The organism is Dysgonomonas sp. GY75, from assembly GCF_015234155.1.
Taxonomy (GTDB): Bacteria; Bacteroidota; Bacteroidia; order Bacteroidales; family Dysgonomonadaceae; genus Dysgonomonas; species Dysgonomonas gadei.
This window is the reverse complement of record NZ_JADCLQ010000066.1, coordinates 1-26,669: the sequence shown is the minus strand read 5'-3', so window position 1 is coordinate 26,669 and position 26,669 is coordinate 1. Positions and strand designations below refer to the sequence as shown.

General features: G+C 39.1%; 21 protein-coding genes. 7 read left to right on the top strand and 14 right to left on the bottom strand.

The window, feature by feature from the left end:
- Nucleotides 1-226: 226 nt before the first annotated feature.
- A complete protein-coding gene (locus tag IR083_RS23585; protein WP_194226157.1) occupies nt 227-2,599 on the top strand; it encodes a cation:proton antiporter in 2,373 nt (790 codons plus the stop codon).
- 37 nt (nt 2,600-2,636) lie between these two features.
- The gene (locus IR083_RS23580; protein ID WP_194226156.1) at nt 2,637-3,458 is read left to right on the top strand and encodes an endonuclease VIII; all 822 of its coding nucleotides are present in this window, start codon (nt 2,637-2,639) and stop codon (nt 3,456-3,458) included.
- Nucleotides 3,459-3,568: 110 nt separating this feature from the next.
- Here IR083_RS23580 and IR083_RS23575 read toward each other — a convergent pair whose 3' ends face one another.
- From IR083_RS23575 to IR083_RS23545, 7 genes are all read right to left on the bottom strand, one after another.
- The gene (locus IR083_RS23575) at nt 3,569-4,846 is read right to left on the bottom strand and encodes a DUF1080 domain-containing protein (RefSeq protein ID WP_194226155.1); all 1,278 of its coding nucleotides are present in this window, start codon (nt 4,844-4,846) and stop codon (nt 3,569-3,571) included.
- A gap of 120 nt (nt 4,847-4,966) precedes the next feature.
- Nucleotides 4,967-6,202, bottom strand: coding sequence for an exo-beta-N-acetylmuramidase NamZ domain-containing protein (locus IR083_RS23570; RefSeq protein ID WP_194226154.1), 1,236 nt, complete (start codon nt 6,200-6,202; stop codon nt 4,967-4,969).
- Nucleotides 6,203-6,343: 141 nt separating this feature from the next.
- Complete coding sequence (locus IR083_RS23565; protein ID WP_194226153.1) at nt 6,344-8,203, bottom strand: MFS transporter; 1,860 nt, start codon at nt 8,201-8,203, stop codon at nt 6,344-6,346.
- A gap of 34 nt (nt 8,204-8,237) precedes the next feature.
- Nucleotides 8,238-9,536, bottom strand: a complete 1,299-nt coding sequence (locus tag IR083_RS23560) for a SpoIID/LytB domain-containing protein (RefSeq protein ID WP_194226152.1) — start codon at nt 9,534-9,536, stop codon at nt 8,238-8,240.
- Nucleotides 9,537-9,631: 95 nt separating this feature from the next.
- Nucleotides 9,632-10,573 carry a DUF4922 domain-containing protein gene (locus tag IR083_RS23555; protein ID WP_194226151.1) on the bottom strand — a complete coding sequence of 314 codons (942 nt, stop codon included), beginning with the start codon at nt 10,571-10,573 and terminating at the stop codon, nt 9,632-9,634.
- 5 nt (nt 10,574-10,578) lie between these two features.
- A complete protein-coding gene (locus IR083_RS23550) occupies nt 10,579-12,033 on the bottom strand; it encodes a glycosyltransferase family 2 protein (protein ID WP_194226150.1) in 1,455 nt (484 codons plus the stop codon).
- A gap of 254 nt (nt 12,034-12,287) precedes the next feature.
- The gene (locus IR083_RS23545) at nt 12,288-13,133 is read right to left on the bottom strand and encodes a hypothetical protein (RefSeq protein ID WP_006799310.1); all 846 of its coding nucleotides are present in this window, start codon (nt 13,131-13,133) and stop codon (nt 12,288-12,290) included.
- Nucleotides 13,134-13,447: 314 nt separating this feature from the next.
- Between IR083_RS23545 and IR083_RS23540 the strand changes: the two genes are divergently transcribed.
- Nucleotides 13,448-13,948: an OmpH family outer membrane protein gene (locus tag IR083_RS23540; RefSeq protein WP_194226149.1), complete on the top strand. Its 501-nt coding sequence runs from the start codon at nt 13,448-13,450 to the stop codon at nt 13,946-13,948.
- Nucleotides 13,949-14,049: 101 nt separating this feature from the next.
- Here the strand turns inward: IR083_RS23540 and htpG are convergent, their stop codons facing one another.
- Entirely contained in the window at nt 14,050-15,939 is a 1,890-nt protein-coding gene (htpG, locus tag IR083_RS23535; protein WP_194226148.1) for a molecular chaperone HtpG, read from the bottom strand.
- 360 nt (nt 15,940-16,299) lie between these two features.
- Between htpG and IR083_RS23530 the strand changes: the two genes are divergently transcribed.
- Nucleotides 16,300-16,833 (top strand): RNA polymerase sigma factor, encoded by a 534-nt coding sequence (locus tag IR083_RS23530; RefSeq protein WP_006799307.1) that lies wholly within the window; start codon nt 16,300-16,302, stop codon nt 16,831-16,833.
- Between the two features lie 135 nt (nt 16,834-16,968).
- On the opposite strand, the gene IR083_RS23525 is transcribed toward IR083_RS23530, so the two are convergent.
- The 3 genes from IR083_RS23525 to panB all read right to left on the bottom strand — a co-directional run bounded on the left by IR083_RS23525 (nt 16,969) and on the right by panB (nt 20,957).
- Entirely contained in the window at nt 16,969-17,706 is a 738-nt protein-coding gene (locus IR083_RS23525; protein ID WP_194226147.1) for a hypothetical protein, read from the bottom strand.
- Nucleotides 17,703-19,805: a DNA topoisomerase 3 gene (locus tag IR083_RS23520; RefSeq protein WP_194226146.1), complete on the bottom strand. Its 2,103-nt coding sequence runs from the start codon at nt 19,803-19,805 to the stop codon at nt 17,703-17,705. Before IR083_RS23520 ends, IR083_RS23525 begins: the two co-directional genes overlap by 4 nt.
- Nucleotides 19,806-20,138: 333 nt before the next feature.
- Nucleotides 20,139-20,957: a 3-methyl-2-oxobutanoate hydroxymethyltransferase gene (gene panB, locus IR083_RS23515; RefSeq protein WP_194226145.1), complete on the bottom strand. Its 819-nt coding sequence runs from the start codon at nt 20,955-20,957 to the stop codon at nt 20,139-20,141.
- A 239-nt stretch (nt 20,958-21,196) separates the two neighbouring features.
- Here panB and IR083_RS23510 point away from each other — a divergent pair, with 239 nt between their 5' ends.
- A complete protein-coding gene (locus IR083_RS23510; RefSeq protein ID WP_006799303.1) occupies nt 21,197-21,643 on the top strand; it encodes a tellurite resistance TerB family protein in 447 nt (148 codons plus the stop codon).
- Between the two features lie 70 nt (nt 21,644-21,713).
- On the opposite strand, the gene IR083_RS23505 is transcribed toward IR083_RS23510, so the two are convergent.
- Together IR083_RS23505 and IR083_RS23500 are read right to left on the bottom strand one after the other, a co-directional pair.
- Nucleotides 21,714-22,196, bottom strand: coding sequence for a hypothetical protein (locus tag IR083_RS23505; protein ID WP_194226144.1), 483 nt, complete (start codon nt 22,194-22,196; stop codon nt 21,714-21,716).
- Nucleotides 22,197-22,274: 78 nt separating this feature from the next.
- Complete coding sequence (locus IR083_RS23500) at nt 22,275-23,891, bottom strand: ABC-F family ATP-binding cassette domain-containing protein (RefSeq protein ID WP_194226143.1); 1,617 nt, start codon at nt 23,889-23,891, stop codon at nt 22,275-22,277.
- Between the two features lie 227 nt (nt 23,892-24,118).
- On the opposite strand from IR083_RS23500, the gene IR083_RS23495 reads away from it, so the two are divergent.
- Complete coding sequence (locus IR083_RS23495) at nt 24,119-24,280, top strand: hypothetical protein (protein ID WP_006799300.1); 162 nt, start codon at nt 24,119-24,121, stop codon at nt 24,278-24,280.
- Nucleotides 24,281-24,354: 74 nt separating this feature from the next.
- Complete coding sequence (nadD, locus tag IR083_RS23490; RefSeq protein ID WP_006799299.1) at nt 24,355-24,951, top strand: nicotinate (nicotinamide) nucleotide adenylyltransferase; 597 nt, start codon at nt 24,355-24,357, stop codon at nt 24,949-24,951.
- Nucleotides 24,952-25,010: 59 nt separating this feature from the next.
- Here the strand turns inward: nadD and IR083_RS23485 are convergent, their stop codons facing one another.
- Nucleotides 25,011-26,219, bottom strand: a complete 1,209-nt coding sequence (locus IR083_RS23485) for a hexokinase family protein (RefSeq protein WP_194226142.1) — start codon at nt 26,217-26,219, stop codon at nt 25,011-25,013.
- Between the last annotated feature and the right edge of the window lie 450 nt (nt 26,220-26,669).

Genomic DNA, 26,669 nt, shown 5'->3' with positions numbered 1-26,669 from the left:
AATTTGTTAATTAATAAATATAAAAATCAACAGGCTAAACGCCTAGTTGACAGCAAAGAGGAAAGAATCTTAAAAAAGAGGCAAATTGATAAACTTTAATGACAATTTGATTTTTTATTTCTAAAATCATTTTTTTTTGTTACTTTTAAATGCCAAAAACATCTGTTGGTAACATCCTTTCTAGGAACAGAGAAAATATACACAAAAAATAGATTATTATAAATATATGGCGCATCTTCCAGATTTTATAAGTGACTTGGCTATAATACTTATTACAGCCGGGTTTGTAACCATTGTATTTAAATGGTTGAAACAACCTGTTGTACTCGGGTACATTGTTGCAGGATTCATTGCGAGTCTTCATTTCAAAAAATTTATAGAAGACCTGGTTGTAAAAGTAACCGACATCCCCGAAGGGCAGGTTGCCGATGTGTTTAAGGTATTGCCGGAAATATCAGATATGGCTAATGTTAGCATCTGGGCTGAAATCGGGGTCATATTTCTTCTATTTGCGCTAGGGCTGGAATTCAGTTTCAAGAAACTGATAGATGTGGGGGGAAAGGCCTCAATAGCTACGCTCATCAATTTGGGATCGATGATAATAATCGGTTATCTGGCTGGTGAGCTATTTATTGTCAATCTTATCGATGACTGGACCTCAATGGATAGTATTTATCTCGGCTGTATGTTGTCCATGTCCTCCACTACTATTATTATAAAGGCATTTAACGATATGGGGCTGCAAAAGAAAAAGTTTGCAGGCATAGTATTCGGGATGCTTATCGTAGAAGATATTGCGGCCATTGTAATGATGGTATTGCTTACCACATTTGCTTCCAGCCAGCATTTCGAGAGCGGCGAAGTCGCAAATAGTGTGGTTAAACTGGTCTTCTTTATGCTTATCTGGTTTGTAGTGGGTATTTATATGATACCTACAATGCTGAAGAAACTGAAAAAATACCTGAATGACGAAACATTGCTTATTGTTGCTGTTGGTCTTTGCCTGGGCATGGTACTGTTTGCTACTAGTGTCGGTTTCTCTGCTGCCTTGGGCGCATTTATTATGGGATCAATTTTGGCCGAAACAATCGAGTCTAAACATATAGAACATCTTATCGAACCACTGAAGAACCTGTTTGGAGCCGTTTTCTTTGTATCGGTAGGTATGATGATAGATCCGGCTGTGATCGGAGAATATGCCGTGCTTATTCTGATACTGACATTAGTTATCCTTATCGGACGTACTATTTTTGCTACTGTCGGAGTATTGGCATCGGGGGAAGGCCTGAAGGTAGCCTTACAATCGGGTTTCAGTCTGGCTCAGATCGGTGAGTTTTCATTCATTATTGCTTCTCTGGGAATGGGACTGGGGGTTATTACCGAAACGCTTTACCCTATCATTGTTGCCGTATCGGTGATAACTACATTTACAACCCCATATTGTATCAAGGGAGCTGAACCTGCTTATAATTGGCTCGAAAAACGCATTCCTAAGAAATGGGATAAACTGATAGAGGGGTATGGTATGTCAAGCTATAATACCGTTAATAAACAAAACGACTGGAAGAAATTACTTCAAAGCATACTCAAATTAGTTGCTATATATACGACTATTTCTATTGCAATACTTCTTGTATTTCAGAATTTTATAAATCCATATATCGTTGAATATGTACCTGGAAGTATCTGGGGGAATATATTGGCGGCGGTGATTACCCTTACGCTGATGGCCCCATTCCTGCGTGCTGTCATGATGAAGAAAAACCGTTCGGAAGAATTCAAGAATCTGTGGAGAGACAACCGTTTCAACAGAGGAGCATTGATTTCTCTTATCGCTTTCCGCATCGTTATCTGTGTTGCATTGGTACTGATGGTTCTGATCCCGTTATTCCCAAGGCTGACAATACTGATGGTGATAATATCACTGGCTGTAGTTACATTGATTGTATTTTCTCAGGGATTCAAGAAGCAGTCGCGAAAAATAGAGGCTCGTTTCCTTGAGAATCTGAATCTGAAGCAAAAATACGATGAGAAAAAAGCGGCATTTCTACCTACAGTAGCTAATGATCTGCGTTCCAAGAGTATACATGTCGAAGAATTTGAAATCTCCCAATCGTCACCTAGTATAGGAAAGACATTGCGTGAACTTAATTTCAGGCAAAAGACGGGTGTGAATATTGTAACAATAATACGTGGAAGTAAAAAAATAAATATTCCTGATGGGAACGAACGTCTCTATCCCTTCGATAAGCTTGTAGTTTCAGGCTCTGATGAAGAGATGCAGACTTTGGCTCAATATCTTCACGATAAGCGGGAGCAGGCCTCGCAAATGGAAGAAGAAGCCCAACACCATGTGAGTTTGTCGCAATTCCTTGTGGAGCCGGATTCTCCGCTCGTGGGTAAGACCATAGCTAATGCCGCTATACGTGAGAAAACCGAATGTATGGTTATTGGCATAGACCGGAATGATGAATCTATTATACAGTTTACTCCTAACTTTATGTTTGAAGAAGGGGATATCATATGGCTTGCCGGAGAGAAGGAGAAACTGAATTCTTTTGAAGAAAATATTGGTGATTTACAACCAATTATACCTTAATAGACTTCTTTAATCGTGGAATATAAATCTAGAGATCATGATTGAGATACCCGAATCAAATACAATCAGCCGTCAGGCCGAAACAATTCTGGCAGGGAAGCGGATAGTAAAGGTTGTACAGGCTACTAGTCCGCATAAGTTTACATGGTATAATGGCGATCCACTCTTGTATCCCGATATACTTGTCGGACGAGAGATTGAGGGGGTAAGAGGGCATGGAGCTTTTTTAGATATACTTTGCGACGAAGATGTGAAAATCTCCATAGGTGATGGCACAAATCTGAAATACTATCCTTCTTTCGAAAGCCATCCCGTCAAGCATCAGTTATTGATAGAGTTCGACGATAAAAGCTTTATGGCTTTCACCGTGTCTATGTATGGCGCCATCTATGCATATAAAGGTGAAATGGACAACTTCTATCATCGCAACAGCCTCAATAGTATTTCTCCTCTGGCAGATAAGTTTGACAGGCAGTATTTCGATAGCATATTCAGCAACGTGAAAAAAGATATGTCAGTAAAAGCCTTGCTGGCTACCGAACAACGCATACCGGGGCTGGGCAACGGCGTATTGCAGGATATACTGTTTAAGGCAGGGCTTCATCCGAAGCGAAAAATATCAACTATTTCCGATTTTGAAAGGGGAGACCTGTTTCATTGTCTGAAGGTTACATTGCAAAGCATGACCGATAAAGGAGGGCGCGATACAGAAAAGGACTTCTATGGCAATTTTGGAGGATATAAATGCCTTCTCTCCAAAAATACGTATAAGCGACCTTGTCCTAATTGTGGAGGCGAAATTGTGAAAGAAGCATATCTGGGGGGTACAGTGTATTATTGTCCATCTTGCCAGAAATAATAAATATCATTACGGTCATATAAATAAATCAAAGGGTTACCTAAGCGGGTAACCCTTTTTAGTATATGGTACAATATGAAAAGCTATTGCAGAAAAAGTAGTGTTTTTTATTATAGTGTTTTCAGCTTCAGATTGCGCCACAATACTTTAATTCCTCCACCATCGTGTATTTGGAGCGCAATACGCCCTTGTCCCTGTCCGATTTTTTCGTCCACGAGATTTACTATTTCTTCACCGTTGAGCCAGGTAGTAACTTTATCTCCCTGAACCAGAATGCGCATTGTGTTCCAGTCTCCGACTTTTAGCACATTATCTTTTTCTTTTGGAGCTTCTATGATCCATCCGCGTCCGTAAGATTCATAAATACCGCCTGTACCATGACCTTTAGGAGCTACTTCTACTTGCCATCCGTTTACTTTCACATCCTTTTCTATAAAAGAGCGGATAAATACGCCGGAGTTTCCGTCGGCTTCCTGCTTAAATTCGACAGTCAGGTCGAAATCATCATAATATTCGCGTGTGGCTAAGTAGCCGTATTGTTTGTCCGGGCCACTTTCGCAAACTAACAGCCCGTCCTGTACATACCATTTTTCGGTTCCGTATACATCCCATCTTGTAAGGTCTGTACCATTAAAGAGTGTCACCTCTTTTGTCTTGCGGGGAAGCTCTTTTATCTTGATATTGCGGAACGATGCCGGATATCCGTGATCTTGCAGGCATAGCACACCTTTTTTAGCCAGTCCGTATTCCGGCGCATTGTGCCATTTGCCGCTGTTCTTACGCGCATACCAGTCGTCGGTCCATGCCTCAAATTCAATTATCTTTACACCATTGAGCCAATGTTCAACATGCCCATTGTCGAATACAATTCTAGAATTGTTCCATTCTCCCTGTGGGTTTACTTTCATCAGAGATGTATCAGGAATATGCATCGCATAATCTGCACCCATATTTTGCCAGTCTTCCAGTTTGTCGGGGAAATTAGGGGCATCTATCAATTGGTATTCGGGGCCTGTAACATAAGGTACACTATATTGAGGGCGTTCTACCACATGGTACAACATACCGCTGTTGCCGCCTTTAGATAGCTTCCAGTCCCATGAAAGTTCGAAGTTTTCGTATTGCTTATCAGTTACAATATAACCGCTGGCATCGCTGCCATCGCCTTTGGCCTGGATACAACCTTCAACTACATGCCACGGCTGCGTAAGAGTTGTACCGTTATAGTCTTTCCATCCGGCCATTGTCTTTCCGTCAAATAGCAATTGCCATCCTTCGGCTTTTTCCTTTTCCGATAAAGTGTTTTCGGGTTGTGTACTGTTGCAGGAAGTCAATGCTATGGACAAGATAGCACATGATGCAATAAAGTTTTTAATTTTTGGTTTCATTAAATTAGGGCTTTGGTATTAAATAAAATAATTAACTATTTCAACAAAGATAATAAAAATGCTATAAAATAAAAGATTATTTGTCGATATAAGATATGTAAATATTGATATCTGTCTACTTTATTTATATAAATAATACTTTTTTGATAGCCGTTTGAAAGCCTCTGTGTCTTTATACCAAAAATCTTTAATATCGTCGAAGCTGTTATTTTTTGCGAAGGTCAATCTGATATAATCACTTCCCGCAACCTGGTCGAACATCCTGAAACGCTTTTGGTCAGCATTGTTGAATACAGCTTTGTCCGGATATAACTTAGCTACTTCCTGCATAACGTAGAATTGTATTTCGGACAATCTTGCCTTTTCGTAATCCATTATATGCACCTGCACCCCTTGATATAGTTTGCCTTGTCCTACCGAATAGAATGGTTTTAAGTGTATAGGTCGGAAATGTACACCGGGTAGTCGTAAACGATTCAGGTTTCCCGCTAAATCGTCAGCGTCGATCCACTCTGTTGCAAACATCTGAAAAGGGATTGTATACCCTACACCGATAGACATATATCCCAGTTCTCCCAATATGCCCGAAACCGGATAAAATATAGCAGAAACCGGCTGGGGAATGTGAGGTGATGATGGTATCCATTGCAGGCCTGTTTGGTCATAAGTCATTTTTCGTTTCCAGCCTTTCATTTTTACTACCTGTAGCTTGCATTTGCCTTTCAACATATTTTCCCCATTGAGCAGCAATGCCAGTTCTCCGCAGGTTAGTCCATATACATATGGTATTTTGAACTGGCTCACAAATGATATAAAGCCGTCTTCTACCAGACAGCCTTCTACCTTTTGTCCACCCAGAGGATTGGGCCTGTCTAGGACGATAAATTCGATATTGTTTTCTGCGGCTGCTTCCATAGCCAGCCCCATTGTGCTGATGTATGTGAACGAACGGCTGCCTATATCCTGTATGTCATATACAAGAACATCGATATCTTTCAGCATATCGGGTGTCGCTTTGCGTGTTTTACCATGAAGGGAATAAACCGTAAGCCCGGTTTTGGGGTCGGTGACGGTTTCTACATAGTCTCCGGCATGCCTGTCGCCTCGTACTCCGTGTTCAGGAGCAAAAAGTGCTGTCAGATTTATATTCGGGGCCTCATAGAGTACATCAATAACAGACTTCATATTGTTATCGACTCCTGTAGGGTTTGTAATCAGACCTACGCGTTTCCCTTCCAGTATTTTAAAGTTTTGATCTTTCAGAACTTCAATGCCAGTTTTTATTCTTATTTTTTGAGCGAAACATAAGGCAGGGATTATTGATATAGCTGCCAATATCAGAAATATTTTTTTCATAATAGTAAATTAAATTATGAATACTTTGTTGATAGATGTTTACGAATGATAAAAGTAAAACGGCTTTATAAATAAAGGGAACGCCAAAAGCCGTTTTACCTATCAATCACCTATTAGAAAAAGGTTAACTCTATTATTATACTAATTCTTTTCTTTTACTTCGCCTTTTGCTTTTCCGTAGTCAGGATCTATTTTCAATAATGATACAGCGATAATAGGAATTATACTACATATCATCACCCAGATAAAGAAATGATTGTACCCTAACTGCTCCTGTAACCATCCGGCAAACATGCCCGGAAGCATCATTCCGGCAGCCATTAGTCCCGTACAGAATGCATAGTGTGCTGTTTTATGCTTCCCTTCGGAGAAATACATCAGATAAAGCATATATGCGGTGAATCCAAACCCGTAACCAAATTGCTCTATAAATACACATATGTTGATTATAAGCAGATTGTCCGTTTGCGAGAAACTAAGATACAGGAATGTTGCTATAGTCAGCAGCATACTTAGTGTCATAGGCCATAGCCATTTTTTAAGACCGCCACGCGCTGCAATAAAACCTCCGATTATCCCGCCCAGAGTAAGCCCTATGATGCCTACCGTACCATATACCAGACCGACTTCTCCTGTGGTGAGTCCGAGTCCTCCCACATCTTTAGGGTCGAGGAGAAATGGATTGATCAGTTTTATTACCTGTGCTTCCGAGAACCGGAATGTAAGCATGAAAAATATCGCTGTCCATACCTGCGGCTTTTTGAAAAAAGTGGCGAATGTGATACCGAATTCTTCAAATATTGATTTTGCAGTTACATGCGTATGCGGCTTATCCGAATCGGGTTTTGGCAGCATTATTTTATGATAGAAACCAAAGAAGACGAACAGGCCTGCCAGAACAAGGAATGTAATAGACCATGCAAACGGAATATTACCTGATAATCCTTTATATTCCACAGAACTGTTTGCTGCCAGCTTGGAGTCGACCTGAAATACCATATATGCAGGCTTATCCCAGTTATTTTCGTTGAAAGATAAACGGTCACCTTCTATAAGGGCGATACTTTTATCCCCTCTGTTCATCGTTGTATTCAACACCATATCCTTTCCTTGTTCAGGCTTTTGGGATAGGCTGACAATTGCTACTGCTACATTGCCTACACGTTCCGATTTGGCTACATATCTTTTCTCTCCAAATGTGTCTTTTATCCAGTTGCCAAGAGGTTTGGATATATTCGTTTTCCACCATCCGTCATTATCCTTTTTTGTTTCTTCGTTTTTTGTAACAAAGCCATTATTCAGGTTCAGAGTAGATATGCTGTCGAGAAATATTTTCAGGCTGTCTTTGTTTACGCCATGTGTTCCTATTTGCAGATTGTCGTTGTGAACTATAAAGTGAATTTCTCCATCCTGAGGAGCAATATTCTGAATCTGGGGGATATATAATGTAGACTGAGTATACTGTGGGGATGCGTCTATATTTATTCTTACGGGTTCGCAGCCGGTGCTGCTTTCGAGGAAGCCGGCAAGAATGATCAGGATTCCCTGTCCGAATACCGTTGCTATGCGGTAGAAGGTACTTCTAATACCTACATATTTGGCCTGCTGATTCGTATCGAGTCCCAGCATATAAAAACCGTCGGCGGCAATATCGTGTGTGGCGGAACTGAATGCCAATAGGGCAAAGATGGCCAGAGTAGCCTGAAAGAAAAAAGGAACGGGTATAGTAAATGCAATGCCTGCAAATCCTGCACCGATGAGAAGTTGCATAGTTACAATCCACCAACGCTTTGTTTTTAACAAATCTACAAACGGACTCCATAGGAATTTTATAACCCACGGCAGATACAGCCAACTCGTGTAAAGTGCTATATCCGTGTTTGAAATACCCATCCGTTTGTACATAATGATGGATATCGTTTGCACGGCGACGTATGGCAATCCTTCGGCTAAATATAGCGTCGGAATCCATGCCCAAGGCGATTTTTTGTTGTTTTTCATCTATATTCGGTTTCGTTTTTAACCTTCCTACTTCCTACTCATAACTTTTTTCTATTCTTGCACCCACATAATAATGCAGTAATATTTTATCATAAGAATATCCTTCTTCTCCCATCACTGCTGCTCCTATCTGGCAAAGCCCTACGCCGTGTCCCCAACCTGCACCTGTGAGGGTGAAACTATTGTCCGTTTTATCTATAATAAAAGCCGAACTGTAAAGATGTGATGTGGACAGAGTACGGCGTATCTCCAGTTCTTTACCTATGATCATTGTCTTTTTAGACCCTACGATCTTCAGCTTTATCAGACGGCCTGAAGTTCCTCTTTCGATAGGGATGAGTTCGTGAATAGTGCCGAAGTCGATACCGGAACGTTTATGAATCAGGGTTGATATTTCATCTTGTGAATATGTGACCTGCCAACGATAGAAGTCTGTCGTTTCCTGGTCATAATTATTCAATACCTGTCCCAGTATTTTTTTATCCTGTGTATTACAAAATGCAGCAGGGCGCGATTCTATCCATTTTATAGATTCTTGTTCCATGGTAAGATCGGGAATATCCGTACTATTTTCACTGTCCCGTAATTTTACCAGATAGGGATATTTTATATCCTCCCAGCAATTCTGGAATTCTTCCACCACTCCGCCGCAGCATTTCGAAAAGCGTGCATCACATATTTTAGTTTCCGACATCAATACCTGTCCCCGTGTCTTAAGGATTGCCTCTCTTACAATTTCGATATTCGCCGAGGCGCGGGTTATACCCTGATATCGCTGGCAATGGTCGTCAGCACAGACATCAAAGTTAAGATGGTCTTCGCGGTCGTACCAGCGGATAATTTCATCTTCGGTTTCAGTGAAGGTGTTATATTTTTCTTTGTTTGCAACAATCTCCTTATTTTTCTCGATCTGGGCCAACAGCCAGCTCCGGGATATAACTGCATGTGCTTTTAGTAATTCCAGAGAAGCAGTCGCACTCATTTCAGACGAAATGACGCTGGTAAGATAATCTTCTATTTTGAGTATATTGATAGCTGTGATTTCATTATTTTCCACTATCAGTTTCAATGCACCCTGAAACCGCTGGTCTTCTTTTCGTTCCCAGTGAAAGTTGATTCCGATAGTTACCTCTTTTAGCATGAATGATGCTTCGTTATCATTAGGAATAAAGAGTAATTCCCTGTAAAAACTGTCGTTCCAGGATATTAGTCCATACTTGCAAGATACGGATTGCTTGCCTGTAACTTCATTTTTCTGACAGATATATTGCCTGTCGAGTACGAAGGATATTTCCTTGTTCCACAAAATGCCCACACTTACTTCCGGTTCCATATCAGTTTAAAGTTATAGGTGAAAAGTGAAGAGTGAAAAATGCGCTGGCGACAGAGAGCAGTTAGCTACTCGTATCTCATATAATTTATCATTCTTCATTCTTCATTTTTCATTAATTTACAAATGGCTTGTATCTTCTCATCACTGATGCATATTTCTTTCAGGATGCCTTCAATGTCTCTAGCGGTTATCTTGTCATAATCTTTTTCTAATGGCGTGATAAATACACCACCTAAATCTACAGCTGCCGGACTAATAAGTAAATTATCTTCTCCTTCGGCAAAGAAACAGGGCGGGCGATGTTTTTCGCGCGGGAATATACAACTGTAATACTTTTCGTTCTCATACCAGCAGAGAATATTCATCATAGGTTCTTTATCTCCTTCGTTCCAGTCTAGTAAAGCATATAGTTTTTTGAAAAAGATAACAGCATCGTCTTTATTTGTGGCCTCCAGCAAAAAGAAATTGCGAAGATACTCCTTTACAACATATACGGTTAGGCCTTCCGATTTATAGATCTCCTCTTTGGCTATACTCCAAATGTCTTTCTCGATGGGGAGAAACCCTTTTATTCCTGCCTGAAAATGGGCATGGTCGGGAGCAGATGCACCACATTTAGGGCCATTGTAAAACAAGGTATATTCACTGAGGCATTTAGCCAGATCGAGCATATCTCCATAGCGGTTCAGTATCAGTTGGTCTAAATGGTTATATGTCGGAATGGTGAAATGTTCGGGAAAAATAGGGTAGGGGTTCACCAATATCTGATAGTCCGTGCCAAATTGAACGCCTTCTTGCTCTACAGGTAAATTCTGCGGGCAAAGAAAGCATTTTCTTTCCTGAATAGACTTTGCGTCTACTTTTGCTGCAGATGACAAGATACGTGCGGGATTGAACTGTACCCTGACTGAAAAACAGCCAAAAGAAAAATCTTTGGACTTCACTTTTTCTAAAGCCTTATAATTTGTCCGGGCGAGTTCCCATTTTTCGAGTTGAGAATGGAATAACTCCCTTATCTTGAGAGAAAATGCAGTCATGTTTTTTATTTTTTATTCAAAGCTATACGTGCTTCCAGTTCCCATGTGCGGATCCTGTCTTTATAGGTATTGTGGTTATTCATCTTTACTATATCGAGCGAAGCATCTGAATTATCGTCCCAGCGGCGGCACAGATATAGAACGTCATAAATACGTCCAATCTGGTATTCCCGTGAAAAATGCAAGCCTAAGGCATAATCTTCTCCGTAGCTGGTGTTCGGAACCTTTATCTCCCTTAGTACAGGAGTATAGAATACGCGGGGAGCGCCAAGTCCGTTGATACGCAATGCATTATTGCGGCCGTTTTCCGGAGTCCATTCCTTGTGATCGATAATACCCGGTGGTATCATCTTCATATCGAAGTCGGTGAGCATATATGTGCCTACTACCATCGCACAATTCTGTTCGTAGAAAGCATCCACTATTTTTTGCAGTGTATTCTCGTCCGAATATACATCATCGCTGTCGAGCTGTACAGCGAATTTACCACAATTAGGGTGATGTACGCCCGCATTCCAGCAGCCGCCTATTCCCAATTCTTTATTTTCGGGTATAATATGTATCAAACGATTGTCGGAAGCAAATTTATCAATGGCTTCAGTTGTTCCGTCTGTAGAGTAATTGTCTATAACGATGAGGTTAAATTTGAAGTTGGTCTTCTGATTCAGAACCGATTTTATAGCGTCTCCGATAGTTCGTATACGGTTACGGACCGGAATAATGACAGATGCTTCATATTCGAAATCAAATTTATTAAATTCAACTTTCCTGAATTTTGGAGCCAGATAGCCGCCGATTTTCTTCAGATGGTCTGTGCAGGCATCTTCCATCTCTATTTGTACCTCACGGTTTTTAGGATCTACGTAATCGAATATCTTTTCACCGCTTTTACGCGTGTCGTTCTCTATTTCGGTATATAAATATTCATTAATGTGGACCAGGTTGGCAGCTTGGGATACTTTCAGGCGTAAGTCGTAAATTCCGGCGAATTTGTATTCTTTATCCATCTTATCCACAGCTTTTTTCAATTCGCTTGTTTTATATAATATAAGGGATCCGAAATTGAAATCGTCTCTCAGGCTACCTTTCTGATAAGCGATAAGAGGATTGTTTTTCTTTTCTTCGCCCATTACCTGATAATGGTCGGCATAAACAAATCCGGCATCTGAATCTTTGATTATCTGCAACATGCGGTCAAGGGCAAACATGCCTAGGCGAAGGTCGGCTGATTTGGTGTAAATCAATGTATAATCAGTATCCGCTTTTGCTGCAATCTTTTTTATCATGGCCGTTGAACGTAGAGAATCAATGCCGATTGTTTCACAGCCATTTATTTTATCTTTGGTATCATTGTCTGTTAACAAATAAATTTTGTTTGACAGTGATGATTGTTTCAGGGTGATAACTGTATTTTTAGCCTGTTCGGCGCTTTGGAAAGGTATAAAACAATTGATTTTCATTTTTATGCCGGTTTTATTGTTATATATTAGTTACAAGTTATAATTTGATCTGTTGAAATTAGAATCCAGTGATACCAATGTTTTATATAACCGATAGACAGGTTGTTGTGTATATAGATTAATAAATCCTTTTCAGCATTCTTTTAAGGTCGTGAATCACTTATCACAAATTTATATTCTATATCTCAAATAAGACGATGCGAGGTGTTAAATTATAATTCAATTAATATTTATTATATGTTAGATACATATTTTCACAAATATTTATCACTCTTATGATATTCTATTAAGCCTTTGATAGGATTCTCGATTATTATATCTATATGAATATTAAGTTCGTCGGCTATCTCCCTGATAATATCTGCATACATATTGGCAATAGTCCCTACTACTCTGACAGGATACTCCGTGTAATCGTATTGCAGGATATTTCTTTCGAAGAAGGAACGTAGGTTGCGATATACCAGATTTTTTACATACGGGTCGTCCATATGATCGTATAAGAAATAAGACATGACGGACAGTAGTTTGTTTGGAAAGGGTTTTGTGTATACATAGTCTATTATCTCGTCGGGGGTGATCTTATATTTTTCGTAGAATAATTCCGCTAGCATTGCAGGAGCAAGCCCTTTCAGGCAATCGGCAACGAATGTTTTTCCCATCGAAGCGCCGCTACCTTCGTCGCCGAGAATATACCCAAGCGATTTGATGTTTTTTATTATGTCAGTCCCATCATAAAAACATGAATTGGAGCCTGTACCTAATATACAGGCTATTCCGGCCTTATCCTGAAATAATGCTCTGGCCGATCCCAAGAGGTCACTCTCTATCACGGCAGGAGTTCTGAATTGCGCCTCAAAAGATGCTTTTACAATACCTTTTTTTTCAGGGGAAGAGCACCCCGCGCCATAAAAATAAATGGTATTAAACTTCGCCCTGAAAAATATTTGGGGAAGCTGTATCCGAATCAGACGGCTAATCTCTTTCCGTGACTGAAAAAAGGGATTAATACCATCCGACAGGAAATGGGCTGCGATGCCTTCCCTGTCTACCAAACACCATTCGGTTTTTGTAGAGCCACTTTCTGCGATTAAGATCACAAGTTTGTTTATTTATTTCCTGCAAAGATATAAAAAATAGATATGCAGTTTAACTCTTTCTGCCCCTAACTATTTTATATTCCTTCAACTTATAAAATAGGAACGATGAGTATGAAAAAAAAGTGGTGACAGTCCAATCAAAATAATGATTTTTAATAAATAAGTCGGAATTATACTGAATTATCACACAAATAAACACAATTATTAATAATGTGTAAACTTAGATTTATTGATTTCAAATTGATAAGTTAATTTAGAAAAGTATCTTACATTTGCGGAAATATATATTTCATTATTTACTTAAAACATCCACTATGAAACCTTTATTTTTTACATTATTCCTGCTTTTACCTTTGACTTTTTTTGCTCAAAGTAAACTTGCATATGTCAATGTTGACGAAGTTTTTTCTAAAATGCCGGAATTAAAAGATGTAGAGACAAAACTATCGACAAAAAACGAGGCTGTAAAAAAGAGCCTGACTGCTATGCAAACCGAATACAATCAGATGCTTGAAAGGTATGGAAAGACCCCTACCGATAGTATAACGCAGGCAATTGCTGAAGACAGACAAAAACAAATGATGGATTTTCAGGAAAGATATCGTGTGTTTTCAAATAATAGCCAACAGGAACTGGAAAAAGAACAACAAACACTTCTGGCTCCATTGCAACAGAAATTGATGAAAGCAATAAAAGATGTTGGAGAAGAAAATGGTTATACTTATATCTTCAACTCAGGCGCTTTACTCCATATAGGAGCTGATGCTAAAGATGCTAACGGGCAGGTGAAGGCTAAATTGGGAATTATAAATTGATATTGTTCATATTGAACAATTAATTACTTATTTACAAACAGAAGAAAGGCTTCGAATGTTTCATTCGAAGCCTTTCTTGTATCTATATAATATCTGGCTTGTCAGATATTTTCCATATTTCTTTTCACAAAGTTATTTAATGCTTCCCCTTTGAGCATACCGTTAGATAAGAGGGCAAGATCTATCAGTTGACGTATATTTGTGCTCTGGGTAGTGTACAAACTTACAGCTTCCTTGTCTTTGCCATCAATATCAACCATGATTTTTTTGATTAACGGATGTTCTACATTCAATACCAGATTGTAGCTGTTAGGCATCTCTCCATAAAATCCCATACCGGTTTGCATAGCGGACATTTCTTTCATCCGGCGCATAAATTCGTTTTGAGTTATCTGGATTGGCTGATCCTTTTCATCCAAAGCCTTATAATCTACGATAAATTCAGTTTTCTCTATCTTTGGAAGTTGGGATGTGAAGGCTTCGTTCAACTCTTCTTTCTGCTTGTCGGTCAGATTAACCTCTTTGCTGTCTTCTTTCTGAATAAGGTTGTCGATAGTGTCGGCATCTACCCTGACAAACTTACTTTTTTCGAATTTTTGTTCCAGCATACCGGCCATATGCACATCGAGTTGCCCGTCGAAAAGAATCACATCATAACCTTTGTCTTTAGCCGTATTGATATAAGAATATTGTTCGTCCTTATTGCTTGCATATAAATATATAAGGTTACCGCCTTTATCTGTTTGGCTAGATGAGATCAATGTCTTGTATTCTTCGAATGTAAATGCTTTGGCATCCGTATTCTTTAATAGGCATATTTTCTGTGCACGTTCATAGAACTTATCGTCTGTGAGCATGCCATATTCTATAAATATTTTCAGGCTATCCCATCTTTCTTCAAACCGTGAGCGGTCATTTTTGAATATTTCTTCAAGGCGATCAGCTACTTTTTTAGTAATATGATTCGATATTTTCTTCACATTCTGGTCACTTTGCAGGTAAGAACGTGAAACGTTGAGCGGAATATCCGGAGAATCAAGAACCCCGTACATCAATGTTAGAAATTCCGGAACAATACCTTCTACCGAATCGGTAACGAATACCTGATTGCTATAAAGCTGAATCTTGTTACGGTTCATGTCCACATTGCTCTTTATTTGCGGAAAATAAAGCACACCTGTCAGTTTGAACGGGTAGTCTACATTCAGGTGTATCCAGAACATGGGCTCGTCAGAAAATGGATAAAGTTCCTGATAGAATTTTTTATAATCTTCGTCTTTCAGATCTGCAGGTTTGCGTGTCCAAAGCGGATTGGTATCATTTATTATATTATCTTCTTCCGTTTCGACTGATTTTCCGTCTTTCCATTCTGTTTTTTTACCAAAAACAATTGGTACAGGTAGGAAACGGCAATATTTTTTTAGTAATTTATCAATCTCTCCCTGTTCAAGGAAATTTTTGTTTTCGTCATCTATATATAATATAATGTCTGTACCCCGCTCAGCTTTTTCTATAGCTTCTATAGTGTATTCCGGCGAGCCGTCGCAACTCCATTTAACAGCTTCTGCTCCTTCTTTAAATGATCTGGTGATAATCTCCACTTTTTTGGACACCATAAAAGACGAATAGAACCCAAGGCCAAAATGACCAATTATGGAATTGGCATCTTTCTTATATTTATCAAGGAATTCGTTTGCTGAAGAGAACGCAATTTGATTTATATACTTATCTATCTCTTCATTTGTCATACCAATACCATTGTCGGATATTGTAAGTGTTCCGTTATCCTTATCTATTTTAACTTTTACTGAAAGATTTCCTAGCTCACCTTTGAATTCTCCTAAAGAAGCGTATGTTTTTAACTTTTGGGAGGCATCTACGGCATTAGAAACTAGTTCACGAAGAAAAATTTCATGATCACTATATAAAAATTTCTTTATAATTGGGAAAATATTCTCAGTTGTAACCCCAATTTTACCATTTTGTTGCATATTATTAATATTTAAATTCGTATATTTGTTTTTGTAGTATGAGGGGACAAAATAAGTGCCAAAAATTTTCGTAGTGACATTTTGTCGGAGGCCTAAAAGTATTATTTATATACATTTTTAGTTAATAGAAATTATTTATAATACATAAACTCTCTCAGATTGTTTTTTAGTTTTCTGATTATCAAATAATTAAAAATGTAAATTTCAGTAATTAACATTTTTATTTAACAAATAAACTAATTTTTAACTAAGATGAAAAAAAGTATTTACCTTTGTTTTAACAACAGGAAAATATGAAATGCCTGCTGCAACTATAAAATAAATTAGACTATATTTCGCCAACTTAATACTTAATAAACGATGGCAACACTAGATAAAAATAATAAAGGTTTTGAAGATAAGTTGATAGACTTACAGAACAATATGATGAATTTTGCGCTAACCCTTACATCAAATAGAGAAGAAGCTAAAGATCTGTTGCAGGAAACAACTCTGAGGGCTTTGGATAACAGGGAGAAGTATTACGAAAATGTTAATTTTAAAGGTTGGGTGTTTACTATAATGCATAATATATTTGTAAACAACTATCGCCGTGTGGTTCGCAGCCAAACAATGATCGATCAAACAGAGAATTTATATCATCTGAATATGCCTCAGGATTCGGGATTCGATACACCGGAAGGTGCGTATACTGTATCTGAAATATCCAGAGTAATAAACAGCTTTTCAGATGAGTATAAAGTTCCTTTCTCAATGCATGTTACAGGATTTAAATACGAAGAAATAGCTCAGCAATTAAGCCTGCCTATAGGTACTGTAAAGAGCCGTATTTTCTTCGCCAGAAAACGCCTTCAGGAATTATTAGCTGACTATAAATTCCAGGACAGGGAATAATATTGTTCCTACTTTGATAATACAGCCTGCAAGTATTTTGCAGGCTTTTTTTATATTTTAGCTTCCCATTTCAGAGGGCAGGGTAAACTCTATATAATCGAAAATATGTCGAAAGATTATGTCCGGTAAATTATTTTATTCTGCACAATAGTCATACTCCACAATTGTTTCCCATCCGTTTTTAATATACTTGGAATCAACAGAGAATTCAGCAGCACCTATATCCAGATCATCGGAACAAGGAATCCTGTAATGTCCCCATGCACAACGTTTCGACGATTTTATAGCAGGATTATAACTGGACCATGTACCAAGGAACTGGTTGTTACAATAACCGTCAGCATCGGACATCAGATCGTCATACAAAAGATTTCCATCTTCATCTATATACCAGTAAGTAATCAGCTTACCTGAAAATATACCACTATTTTTTTGTTCCTTATTTTCGCTGAAAGAAAAATCAGCCATAATATACCCCTGGCTGACAGGTTGTGTTTCCACTTCTTCGTCTGCATCCACATCGATATTTTTGTATTCCCTGATACCTGTAATTTTTATTGTACCTTCAAAGTCGCAAATGTTTGTTTTTACTTTCGAATTGCCTTTAACATGATAGGTGTTTGCCGAGGTACGTTCTATATCTGTAAAATTGATATACAAGCGTTGATAGTCATTTCCTATATATCCTAGATAACATGTCTGACTATCGAGCCACAAGGGAGAAAAATCAAGATCGTCAAGGAAACCCGGCTCAGGAGAAACGGTTTCGGCTTCCAATACAAAATCCTTTATCCATTCATCTGCGCTACAATTAGTCTGTGCATGCACAGACAGCGCTATACTCATCAAAAACACACACAAGACCTTTTTCATTTATATAATATTTTTTTTAATTCCTCGTCAGTCAGATTTTCACCCACTTCATCGAATGTCAGCCTGAATGTACATCCGGCTTTCCATTCCGAACAGCCATAAGCCGTTTTTCCTTTCAATACCGTCCCTTTTTTACATAGGGGACAAAGAAGTGGCTGCTGTACGGATTCTGTTTGAACTGCTTTTTCCGTTTTTTCCTTTTTTACTCTCGGTTTGCGTTCCGAGGCAGGCTTTTTCTCTTTTGGTGCTTTTTGTTTTGGTTTCTCGGCTTCCTCTTTCACTGCCGCTTCTATTGTTATCCGGCTACCCCAGTCACTTTTTACATTGGTTACAATCTCGGTAAGCATCTGTTTCAGTTCGTCGATAAACTGGCGAGGATCGTATTCACTCTTCTCTATTTGGCGGAGTTTCTTTTCCCAAAGTCCGGTAAGCTCTGCCGATTTCAACAGTTCTTCCTTAATTGTGCCTATCAGTTCCACACCAGTCTGCGTAGCATAGAGGTTTTTCCGTTCCTTACGGATATAGTTACGTTTAAATAATGTTTCTATTATAGCGGCACGGGTCGACGGGCGTCCTATACCGTTCTCTTTCAGGGCATCACGCAGTTCATCGTCTTCTACCAACTTACCTGCGGTTTCCATCGCCCGCAGCAGGGTTGCTTCGGTGTAATACTTGGGCGGTTGTGTCCACTTTTCGTTCAGTGCAGGCTCATGCGGGCCTTTTTCACCTTTTACGAACGGAGGGAGTATATTATCATCTTCCTTGTCTGTTTCCTCTTCTTCCTGATTAGGGTTATTCGGGTTATTGGCAGGCCTTTCGAATACCACACGCCATCCGGGTTCTAGTATTTGCTTGCCTGTTACCTTAAATTCCACTTTGGCAGCTTCGCCCAATACGGTAGTGGTGGAAATCTTACAATTCGGGTAGAATGCTGCAATAAAACGACGGGTAATAAGGTCGTACACTTTGCGCTCTTCGGCCGATATGGCGTTGGCCCTTACTCCTGTAGGTATGATGGCATGGTGGTCGGTGACCTTGCTGTTATCGAATACCTTTTTTGATTTTGGTATTTTAGGCAATGCCAGTACCGGCTTAACCAATTCCTCATACCCCGCTAAGCCTCTCAGTATAGCGGGTACCTTCGGATACATGTCGTCGCTCAGATAAGTGGTATCTACGCGGGGGTAAGTAGTTAGTTTCTTCTCATATAGCGATTGTATCGTTTTCAACGTATCTTCTGCTGAGAAAGCGAATTTCTTATTGCATTCCACCTGTAAAGCTGTGAGATCGAACAGGCGGGGGGCCAATTCTTCACCGTTCTTTGTGGTAACGTCCGTTACTTCAAATTCAGACAGCTTTATTTCTTCAAGAAACTTTTCTCCTTCTTCCTTCAAAGTAAAACGGCCTTTAGTCGCTGAAAATGTCGTTTCCCTATATACTGTTTTCAGTTCCCAATACGGTTCGGGTTTGAAGTTTTCTATTTCAAGCTGACGGTTTACAATCAATGCCAGGGTAGGGGTTTGTACCCTTCCTATGGACAATACGGAGCGGTTTTGACCGTATTTTACAGTATATAGCCGTGTTGCGTTCATTCCCAGTAGCCAGTCACCGATGGCCCGGGACAATCCTGCTTCATAAAGTTTATCGAATGCGGTCTGATCTTTCAGATTATTGAACCCTTCGCGAATAGAGTCTTCTGTCAGTGAAGATATCCACAAACGCTTTACCGGAGCTTTATTCTGCGCTTTCTGCATTACCCATCGCTGAATAAGTTCACCTTCTTGTCCGGCATCACCGCAGTTGATTACTTCATCAGCTTCAGACATCAGTTTTTCTATTACGGCAAACTGTTTTTTCACCCCTTCGTTTTCGATAAGCCTGATACCGAAACGGGGTGGAATCATAGGCAGTAAGTCTAGTGACCACTGTTTCCACTGGGGGGCATATTCGTGCGGTTCTTTGAGCGTACAGAAATGTCCGAATGTCCATGTTACCTGATAGCCGTTGCCCTCAAAATATCCGTCCCTACGGGCGTTTGCCCCCAGTATTCCAGCTATTTCACGTGCTACACTCGGTTTTTCGGCTATACAGACTTTCATGTTTTATAGAGTTACAAGAAAAAAAAAGTATTTATTAACTGTATATAGTTAAAAAGTAACAGAAGTAACGGAAAACAATTAATAATTAAGAATGAACAATTAATAATGAACAATTAATAATTATTTTGTCATGCTAAGTGCTGCGAAACATCTCCTTCTTTAAAAAGTAACAAAGGTAACACCTTTTTCTACTTGTTAATTTCTCAAAACTTGACAAACCTGACACTTTTTAGACTATTTTTATTTGCAAGTTTTTTCTTATTACTTTAACTTAATACGTGCAAGAACTACCAACTGACAACCAAAGATAGCCAGCTGATATATAGATAAAATTTAATAACTTTCGTTATCGTTAGGGAAATCGGTAGACTTCACATCCTTTATATATCCTTGAACGGCCTCTGTCATCACTGTATGCAGGTCGGCATAACGGCGTAGGAATTTAGGAGAGAAATTTTTATTGATACCCAGCATATCGTGTACTACAAGTACCTGTCCATCTGCATGTGGACCCGCGCCAATACCTATAGTTGGTATTGTAAGCTGTGAACTTACTGTTTTGGTCAATTCGGCTGGTATTTTCTCCAATACCATGCCAAAACAGCCTACTTCCTGAAGAAGGAGAGCATCTTTTATAAGCTTGTCCGCTTCTGCATTGTCTTTTGCCCGTACATTGTATGTGCCGTATTTATTAATAGATTGCGGCATCAGACCGAGATGTCCCATTACAGGGATACCTGCATCTATAATCTTCTTTATGTCGGGGATCACTTCTTCACCTCCTTCGATTTTCAAAGCATCTGCTCCTGTCTCTTTCATCATCCTGATAGCATATTCCAGTGATTTAAGCGGATTACCCGATACTGTACCGAAAGGCATGTCGACGATAACCAAAGCACGTTTTGCGCCGTTCATCACCGACCGTCCATGGTATATCATCTGATCGATTGTCATAGGTAAAGTGGTAATATTACCCACCATTACGTTGGAAGCTGAGTCGCCTACAAGAATAACATCCAGTCCGGCCTGATCCAGAATAGATGCCATAGAGTAATCGTAAGCTGTGAGCATTGAAATCTTTTCACCACGTTGTTTCATTTCTATCAGGCGGCGTGTTGTAACCTTGCGGTTATCCTCGGTGTATGTAGACATATCTTTTGTTTTTTAATTAATAAAAATCAGGGCAAAGTTATAAAATAAATGTAAGAATGAACCTAAAAAAAACCTTGCCAATATTACGGCATTATATATCAGTGTATTGTTATTATACTAAATGAAAATTTGCCTAAATGTCAGACATAAATGTTGCATTCTTCATAAAATGGATTATATTTGTTCATCAGTAATATTTTATTGATATAAAACTTTATTAACAAACTAAATTAAAAACTATGGGTTTATTTGACAAGGTGTTTAAATCGGCACCGAGCGGAGATGAGAAATTTACACAACAAGAGTCTTTCGCAGCAGTAGCATTAGCTGTAGCAGGCGCAGACGGTTCAGTATCTACACAGGAATGGAACAGTATCGTGACTTACATCAGACGTCTTCGTATCTATGACAATTTTTCGGGTCCGGCATTCGATAAATTATTTGACAAATTGTTTTCCAAGCTGAAAAAAGAAGGTCCCGGAGCATTAGTTGATGCTGCAAAAGATGGCCTGGGTGATGATCTGAAAATGACAGCGTTCGCATGTGCTGTAGATATCGCTCTTGCCGACGGGGTACTCGAAGATGATGAAAAGGATATTATTAATCAACTTGCCGAAGCATTAGCAGTAGACGAGAAAACAGCTATTTCTATCATCGAAGTAATGATTATTAAGAATAAATGTTAACCGGATTCCGGTTGCCATAAAAAAAGGATGCTCTTCGATAGAGCATCCTTTTTTTATATCTATAAGTAATTTACTTTTTCACCTGATAACCTGCTTCTGCTGCATATTGCGCCTGAGCTACAGCTAATTCCTGGAATGACTTTGAATATTCATCCACTCTTGCCTGATATGTTTCCTGCAATTTATTTACATCTTCGATTGCAGATTCCTTGGTCAAAGTCGCAAAACCTTTTCCGGCTTCGACTACTCCTCTGAGGCTCTCATATGTTTTCAGAGCGGCTTCTTTAAATTTGTCACCACCTTTAGGAACATCCAGCGCTTTTACAATTGTTATCTCTGCATCTATTTTAGACAAGGCGCTGTCGGTTTTCGCTGCAATGGAGGCAAAGTCCTCATTGTTAATTGCATTAGTCAGGTCTCCGTCATAAGAAACACTCACCTCTGTGATCGCCACATTTGCTTTGGCAATAGCGTCGTTGAATTTTACAGCATCAGGACCGCAAGAAGTCAGAACGAACAGTACAGTTAGTAAAGAAAATAAGATTCTTTTCATGTTAAGTTAAAATTTAGTAGTTTTAGAAAAAAAATGAGTTTGAGCAAAAATAAATAAAATAGTCCGAAAAACAACAGTTTAAGATGTTAAAGCCTTTTTCTTCGCCAGAAAATCTTTTATACCTCCGATATGCTCCCTTACCTTCTTATCCGAAAATTCAAACACTTTAGTCACCAGTCCGTCAAGAAAATCACGGTCGTGCGAAACTAATATAACTGTACCGTCATAATCCAATAATGCATTTTTCAAAACCTCTTTGGTCTTCAGATCCAGATGGTTGGTCGGTTCGTCTAGAATAAGGAGGTTGACGGGTTCGAGTAATAATTTTATCATAGCCAATCTTGTGCGCTCTCCCCCCGAAAGTACTTTGACTTTTTTCTCGGAATCGTCCCTGTTGAACATGAACGCACCTAGTATATTGCGTATCTGTGTGCGGATATCCCCCTCAGCAACACGGTCTATAGTCTCAAAAACGGTAAGGTCTTCATCCAATAGATCAGCTTGATTCTGAGCAAAGTATCCGATTTCTACATTGTGGCCCAGCATAATGTTACCTTCATACGGTGTTTCTTCCATCACACATTTTACAAATGTTGATTTACCTTCTCCGTTCTTCCCGGCCAGAGCTATTTTTTCACCTCGTTCTATCATTAGGTTGGCATTCTCGAATACCAGATAATCATCATATTTCTTTGTCATCATATCCACCGTGAGCGGGTAATTACCCGAGCGTGTAGCCGGTTGAAAACGGATGCGTATCTGAGATTTATCTTCTTCGTCAATCTCTACCCGCTCCATTTTTTCCAATTGGCGGATACGGCTCTGAACCAAAACGGCTTTAGCTGCCTGCGCGCGGAAGCGTTCGATAAATTCCTCTATTTCGGCAATCTGCTTTTGCTGGGCTTCCCAAGCATGTATTTGTTGCTGGCGGCGCTCTTGACGAAGTTCCACATATTTGGAGTAATTGACTTTATAGTCGTAAATACGTCCCATAGTAAGTTCTATCGTACGTGTGGTAACAGCATCTATAAACGCCCTGTCGTGAGAGATAAGTACAACAGCTTTAGCCTGAGTATTGATAAAGTCTTCGAGCCACCCGATAGACTCTATATCGAGATGGTTGGTCGGCTCATCTAGCAACATTACATCAGGATTCCGTAACAGAAGTTTCGCCAGTTCGATACGCATACGCCATCCGCCACTGAATTCACTCGTCATACGGTCCAGGTCGGTACGCTTAAAGCCAAGCCCAAGCAATGCCTTCTCCACTTCCCCTTCGAAGCTGATACCCTCTACCATAGCCAGACGTTCATGCGCATGGGTAAAGTCGTCGATCAGTTTGGCATAATCATCTGATTCGTAGTCGGTACGGGTTTCCAATTGCCTGTTCATATCTTCTATATTGGCTTGCAAATCGAAAATGTGAGAGAATGCCAAAGAGGCTTCCTCCCTTACCGTGCGCTCATCGGTGATTTTCATGACCTGAGGTAAATACCCTACCGTTACCCCGTCGGGGCCTGTTACCGAGCCTTTATAATGTGTATTCACTCCGGCCAGTATTTTGAGCATAGTGCTTTTCCCTGCTCCGTTTTTACCGACTAAAGCTATTTTATCTTTATCGTTTATTATATAGCTGATATTATCGAATAATACCCTGTCGCCTAATTCTACCTTTAAACTATCTACAATTAACATCTAAATTTACCTTTTTATTTTTTAGAGCTGCAAAGGTAGGAAAAAGAAACAAACAATTAGTGACAGAGAGATATAGCAGGAGAAATATTTATTATCACCACAAAGTCATTATATATTTATTAAAAATATTTACATTATTCATAAAAATAAATGCATTGTATCTAAAATATTTTCCTGTTTCATTCGTCTAAATAAATAGATGATTTAACATTTGAAATAATACGAAGATGAGTGACGATAAATATAAAAAAGACAATAAAAGACAAGATAACAAGAAAAACCTGAAAATGAAGTCCTCCGAAAAAATGGACAGTCCATATGTAAAATTAGCTATTGCTCTCGAAGAATTATGTGCCGATGATTTTCAATTTGAAGAAGATGATGCATAAAACTGATTTAACTCTTTCTTTTTCATTATAAGATTTATACATTTGTTTCTGTTGCGATTATAATAGTATTATTTATGCGGAAAGAAACTGGTGAAAAAATACAGACAGGTATCATGTGCGGGTCATTCAACCCTTTACATATGGGACATATTATGATCGCCGATTATATGTGTGCATTCGAGAACCTGGATGAAGTCTGGATGGTTGTTACTCCGCGTTGCCCCTCTGAAAAGAGTTCCGATATGGCAGATGTTGCAATACGATTGGATATTTTAACGCGTTTTTGTTTCCGGTATCAACATATACGCCCTTGTGATATAGAGTTACAATTATCCCCGCCTTATTATACGATAAATACAATAATCGCATTGAAAGAGCAGCATTCCGACCGTGAATTTGTTTTATTATTAGGTGAAGATAATTGGACAAACTTTCATTATTGGTATCGGAGCGAACAGATAAAGAAGGAAGTTCCTATATTGATTTATCCAAGAAAAGATAGTAAATCTGATGATAATCTGCCCGAAAATGTACGAAAAGTAAATGCCCCGTTGATTGAAATATCTTCTACCTTTATTAGAAATGCAATAAAGGAAAATAAAGATATCCGAAGTTTTTTACCAGTTGGAGAATATGAATATCTGATTGAAAATAAGATTTATAATAAATAAAAAACAGGATACTGAAGTGACCTTCAGCATCCTGCAATATATTTGGACTTTCAATTGAATCAGGATAAAGCTGCAATTGCCGATCCTATCAGGTTGGCATTCTTCATCTTACTGATATGAACATTTACATCGCTTAGGTTAAATTCTATCAACAGTTTGCGAAGTTCTTCCGACACCAGGTCTTTGTAGTTCTTCCCTTTACGGTCTTCACTCCAGAAGAGGCTGCCTTCAGCTACCAGATGAATTTTCTTTATAGATTTGTCATGCGATACAAGTACCATCACCAATCCGGCAAGCGACGCGGCTACCAATTGAGCCGAGCGTTTATATATCCAGCGCGATACATCTACATATCTTTTCTTATGAATATCAGGATAATTCATGATGTTAGTCAGTTTCTGAGCATCAAATCTTTCTTCAAATTCATCACAAGGAAAAACCGATTTAAGGATTTCACCCAAATACATGCCTGATACCGCTTTTTCGAAGCGTTGCGCTCCCTTGCTGTCCGAACAGGCATCTACTTTATCATCTATCACTGTCAGGTGCGGCGGATAGAAATTGCCTGATTCCAGATTTACAGGAATCAAGCCCTCTCCCTTATATTCAGGATTCAGTTTCTTTATTTTATCAGGACGGATAAATGTAGCCATATTTGTACCCGTACCTACTATCAATCCGATATAGGCATCGTAGCTACTGTCGGTAAGACCGGCAAAAAGACTGGCTACAGTATCGTTTATTACTTTTACTTCGGTAAACTTATCACCGTTTTCCTTGTTTAGATAATCACGAAGTGGCTGACCTACAGGTTTTCCCAGCATTTCTTTGATGTCCACTCCTTTGGTCCAACGGATAAGGGAAGCATCTCCATTGAGCATAGATTCAGCCGGGTATGAGAAGCAATAGCCGATGGGCATCTTTCCTTCCATTTTTATTTCACCGATTGGATCAGCCTGCTCTTTGAACAGGTCTGCTTCAGTGAAGCCCGGAGTTTTCATTACGGACAAATCTTTTTTCCATCCGTTTTCGGGATGTATAGATGCCTTTCCGTCTACAAAATCAATTGTGGCAACACGATAGTTGGTTCCTCCTAAGTCGAGTACCAATGCCGAACCTTCTATTCCCGATGTTTTGGGATTGATGTAAGTAGGAATACATTGTATTTCGGTATTGTCTTTACCAAGACCGTTTTCTACTTTGGTTTGGAGTGATTGGGCAATTTCTTTCAGTTGCTTTGTTTTCAGTTTAAAAATGTTTTTCTTCATAGGGTATATCTATCGTTAAATTAGGCAGATTAAAATTGTTTTACAAAAATATAAATCTATCTTGAATATTGGTCATTTATATAAACATATTGACATCTGAATAACTAATTTTATTACGTCTTAACACCATGCACATTCATTTTTTTGTAAAAATGAAAATATGTTCCTACTATTTTTTAGGGCAAACCCGAGAATTGGCAACGTTTCAGTGAACAGCATACCAATCCGGCGCTCCGGATTAAAATAATGAAGAAACGTCCTGGATGCTTACCTTGCGTGAGTTTTTGCAGCCCAGGCCGAAGTTTACAATGGTGTTTCGAACCCCATGAACAGCATGGCTTAAACCACAGAAGGTAAAATAATTGGTGATACTTTTCAAAGGTAATCCCGCTTAAGAGTTTAGATTTAGACAATGTGGTTTAGCAAAAACTATAACCATAAAAACTAAAA

Excerpts from the sequence above, each read along its gene's own strand:
- IR083_RS23585 (WP_194226157.1), top strand. The coding sequence starts at position 227 with ATGGCGCATCTTCCAGATTTTATAAGTGACTTGGCTATAATACTTATT.
- IR083_RS23580 (WP_194226156.1), top strand. The coding sequence starts at position 2,637 with ATGATTGAGATACCCGAATCAAATACAATCAGCCGTCAGGCCGAAACA.
- IR083_RS23575 (WP_194226155.1), bottom strand. The coding sequence starts at position 4,846 with ATGAAACCAAAAATTAAAAACTTTATTGCATCATGTGCTATCTTGTCC.
- IR083_RS23570 (WP_194226154.1), bottom strand. The coding sequence starts at position 6,202 with ATGAAAAAAATATTTCTGATATTGGCAGCTATATCAATAATCCCTGCC.
- IR083_RS23565 (WP_194226153.1), bottom strand. The coding sequence starts at position 8,203 with ATGAAAAACAACAAAAAATCGCCTTGGGCATGGATTCCGACGCTATAT.
- IR083_RS23560 (WP_194226152.1), bottom strand. The coding sequence starts at position 9,536 with ATGGAACCGGAAGTAAGTGTGGGCATTTTGTGGAACAAGGAAATATCC.
- IR083_RS23555 (WP_194226151.1), bottom strand. The coding sequence starts at position 10,573 with ATGACTGCATTTTCTCTCAAGATAAGGGAGTTATTCCATTCTCAACTC.
- IR083_RS23550 (WP_194226150.1), bottom strand. The coding sequence starts at position 12,033 with ATGAAAATCAATTGTTTTATACCTTTCCAAAGCGCCGAACAGGCTAAA.
- IR083_RS23540 (WP_194226149.1), top strand. The coding sequence starts at position 13,448 with ATGAAACCTTTATTTTTTACATTATTCCTGCTTTTACCTTTGACTTTT.
- htpG (WP_194226148.1), bottom strand. The coding sequence starts at position 15,939 with ATGCAACAAAATGGTAAAATTGGGGTTACAACTGAGAATATTTTCCCA.
- IR083_RS23530 (WP_006799307.1), top strand. The coding sequence starts at position 16,300 with ATGGCAACACTAGATAAAAATAATAAAGGTTTTGAAGATAAGTTGATA.
- IR083_RS23525 (WP_194226147.1), bottom strand. The coding sequence starts at position 17,706 with ATGAAAAAGGTCTTGTGTGTGTTTTTGATGAGTATAGCGCTGTCTGTG.
- IR083_RS23520 (WP_194226146.1), bottom strand. The coding sequence starts at position 19,805 with ATGAAAGTCTGTATAGCCGAAAAACCGAGTGTAGCACGTGAAATAGCT.
- panB (WP_194226145.1), bottom strand. The coding sequence starts at position 20,957 with ATGTCTACATACACCGAGGATAACCGCAAGGTTACAACACGCCGCCTG.
- IR083_RS23510 (WP_006799303.1), top strand. The coding sequence starts at position 21,197 with ATGGGTTTATTTGACAAGGTGTTTAAATCGGCACCGAGCGGAGATGAG.
- IR083_RS23505 (WP_194226144.1), bottom strand. The coding sequence starts at position 22,196 with ATGAAAAGAATCTTATTTTCTTTACTAACTGTACTGTTCGTTCTGACT.
- IR083_RS23500 (WP_194226143.1), bottom strand. The coding sequence starts at position 23,891 with ATGTTAATTGTAGATAGTTTAAAGGTAGAATTAGGCGACAGGGTATTA.
- IR083_RS23495 (WP_006799300.1), top strand. The coding sequence starts at position 24,119 with ATGAGTGACGATAAATATAAAAAAGACAATAAAAGACAAGATAACAAG.
- nadD (WP_006799299.1), top strand. The coding sequence starts at position 24,355 with ATGCGGAAAGAAACTGGTGAAAAAATACAGACAGGTATCATGTGCGGG.
- IR083_RS23485 (WP_194226142.1), bottom strand. The coding sequence starts at position 26,219 with ATGAAGAAAAACATTTTTAAACTGAAAACAAAGCAACTGAAAGAAATT.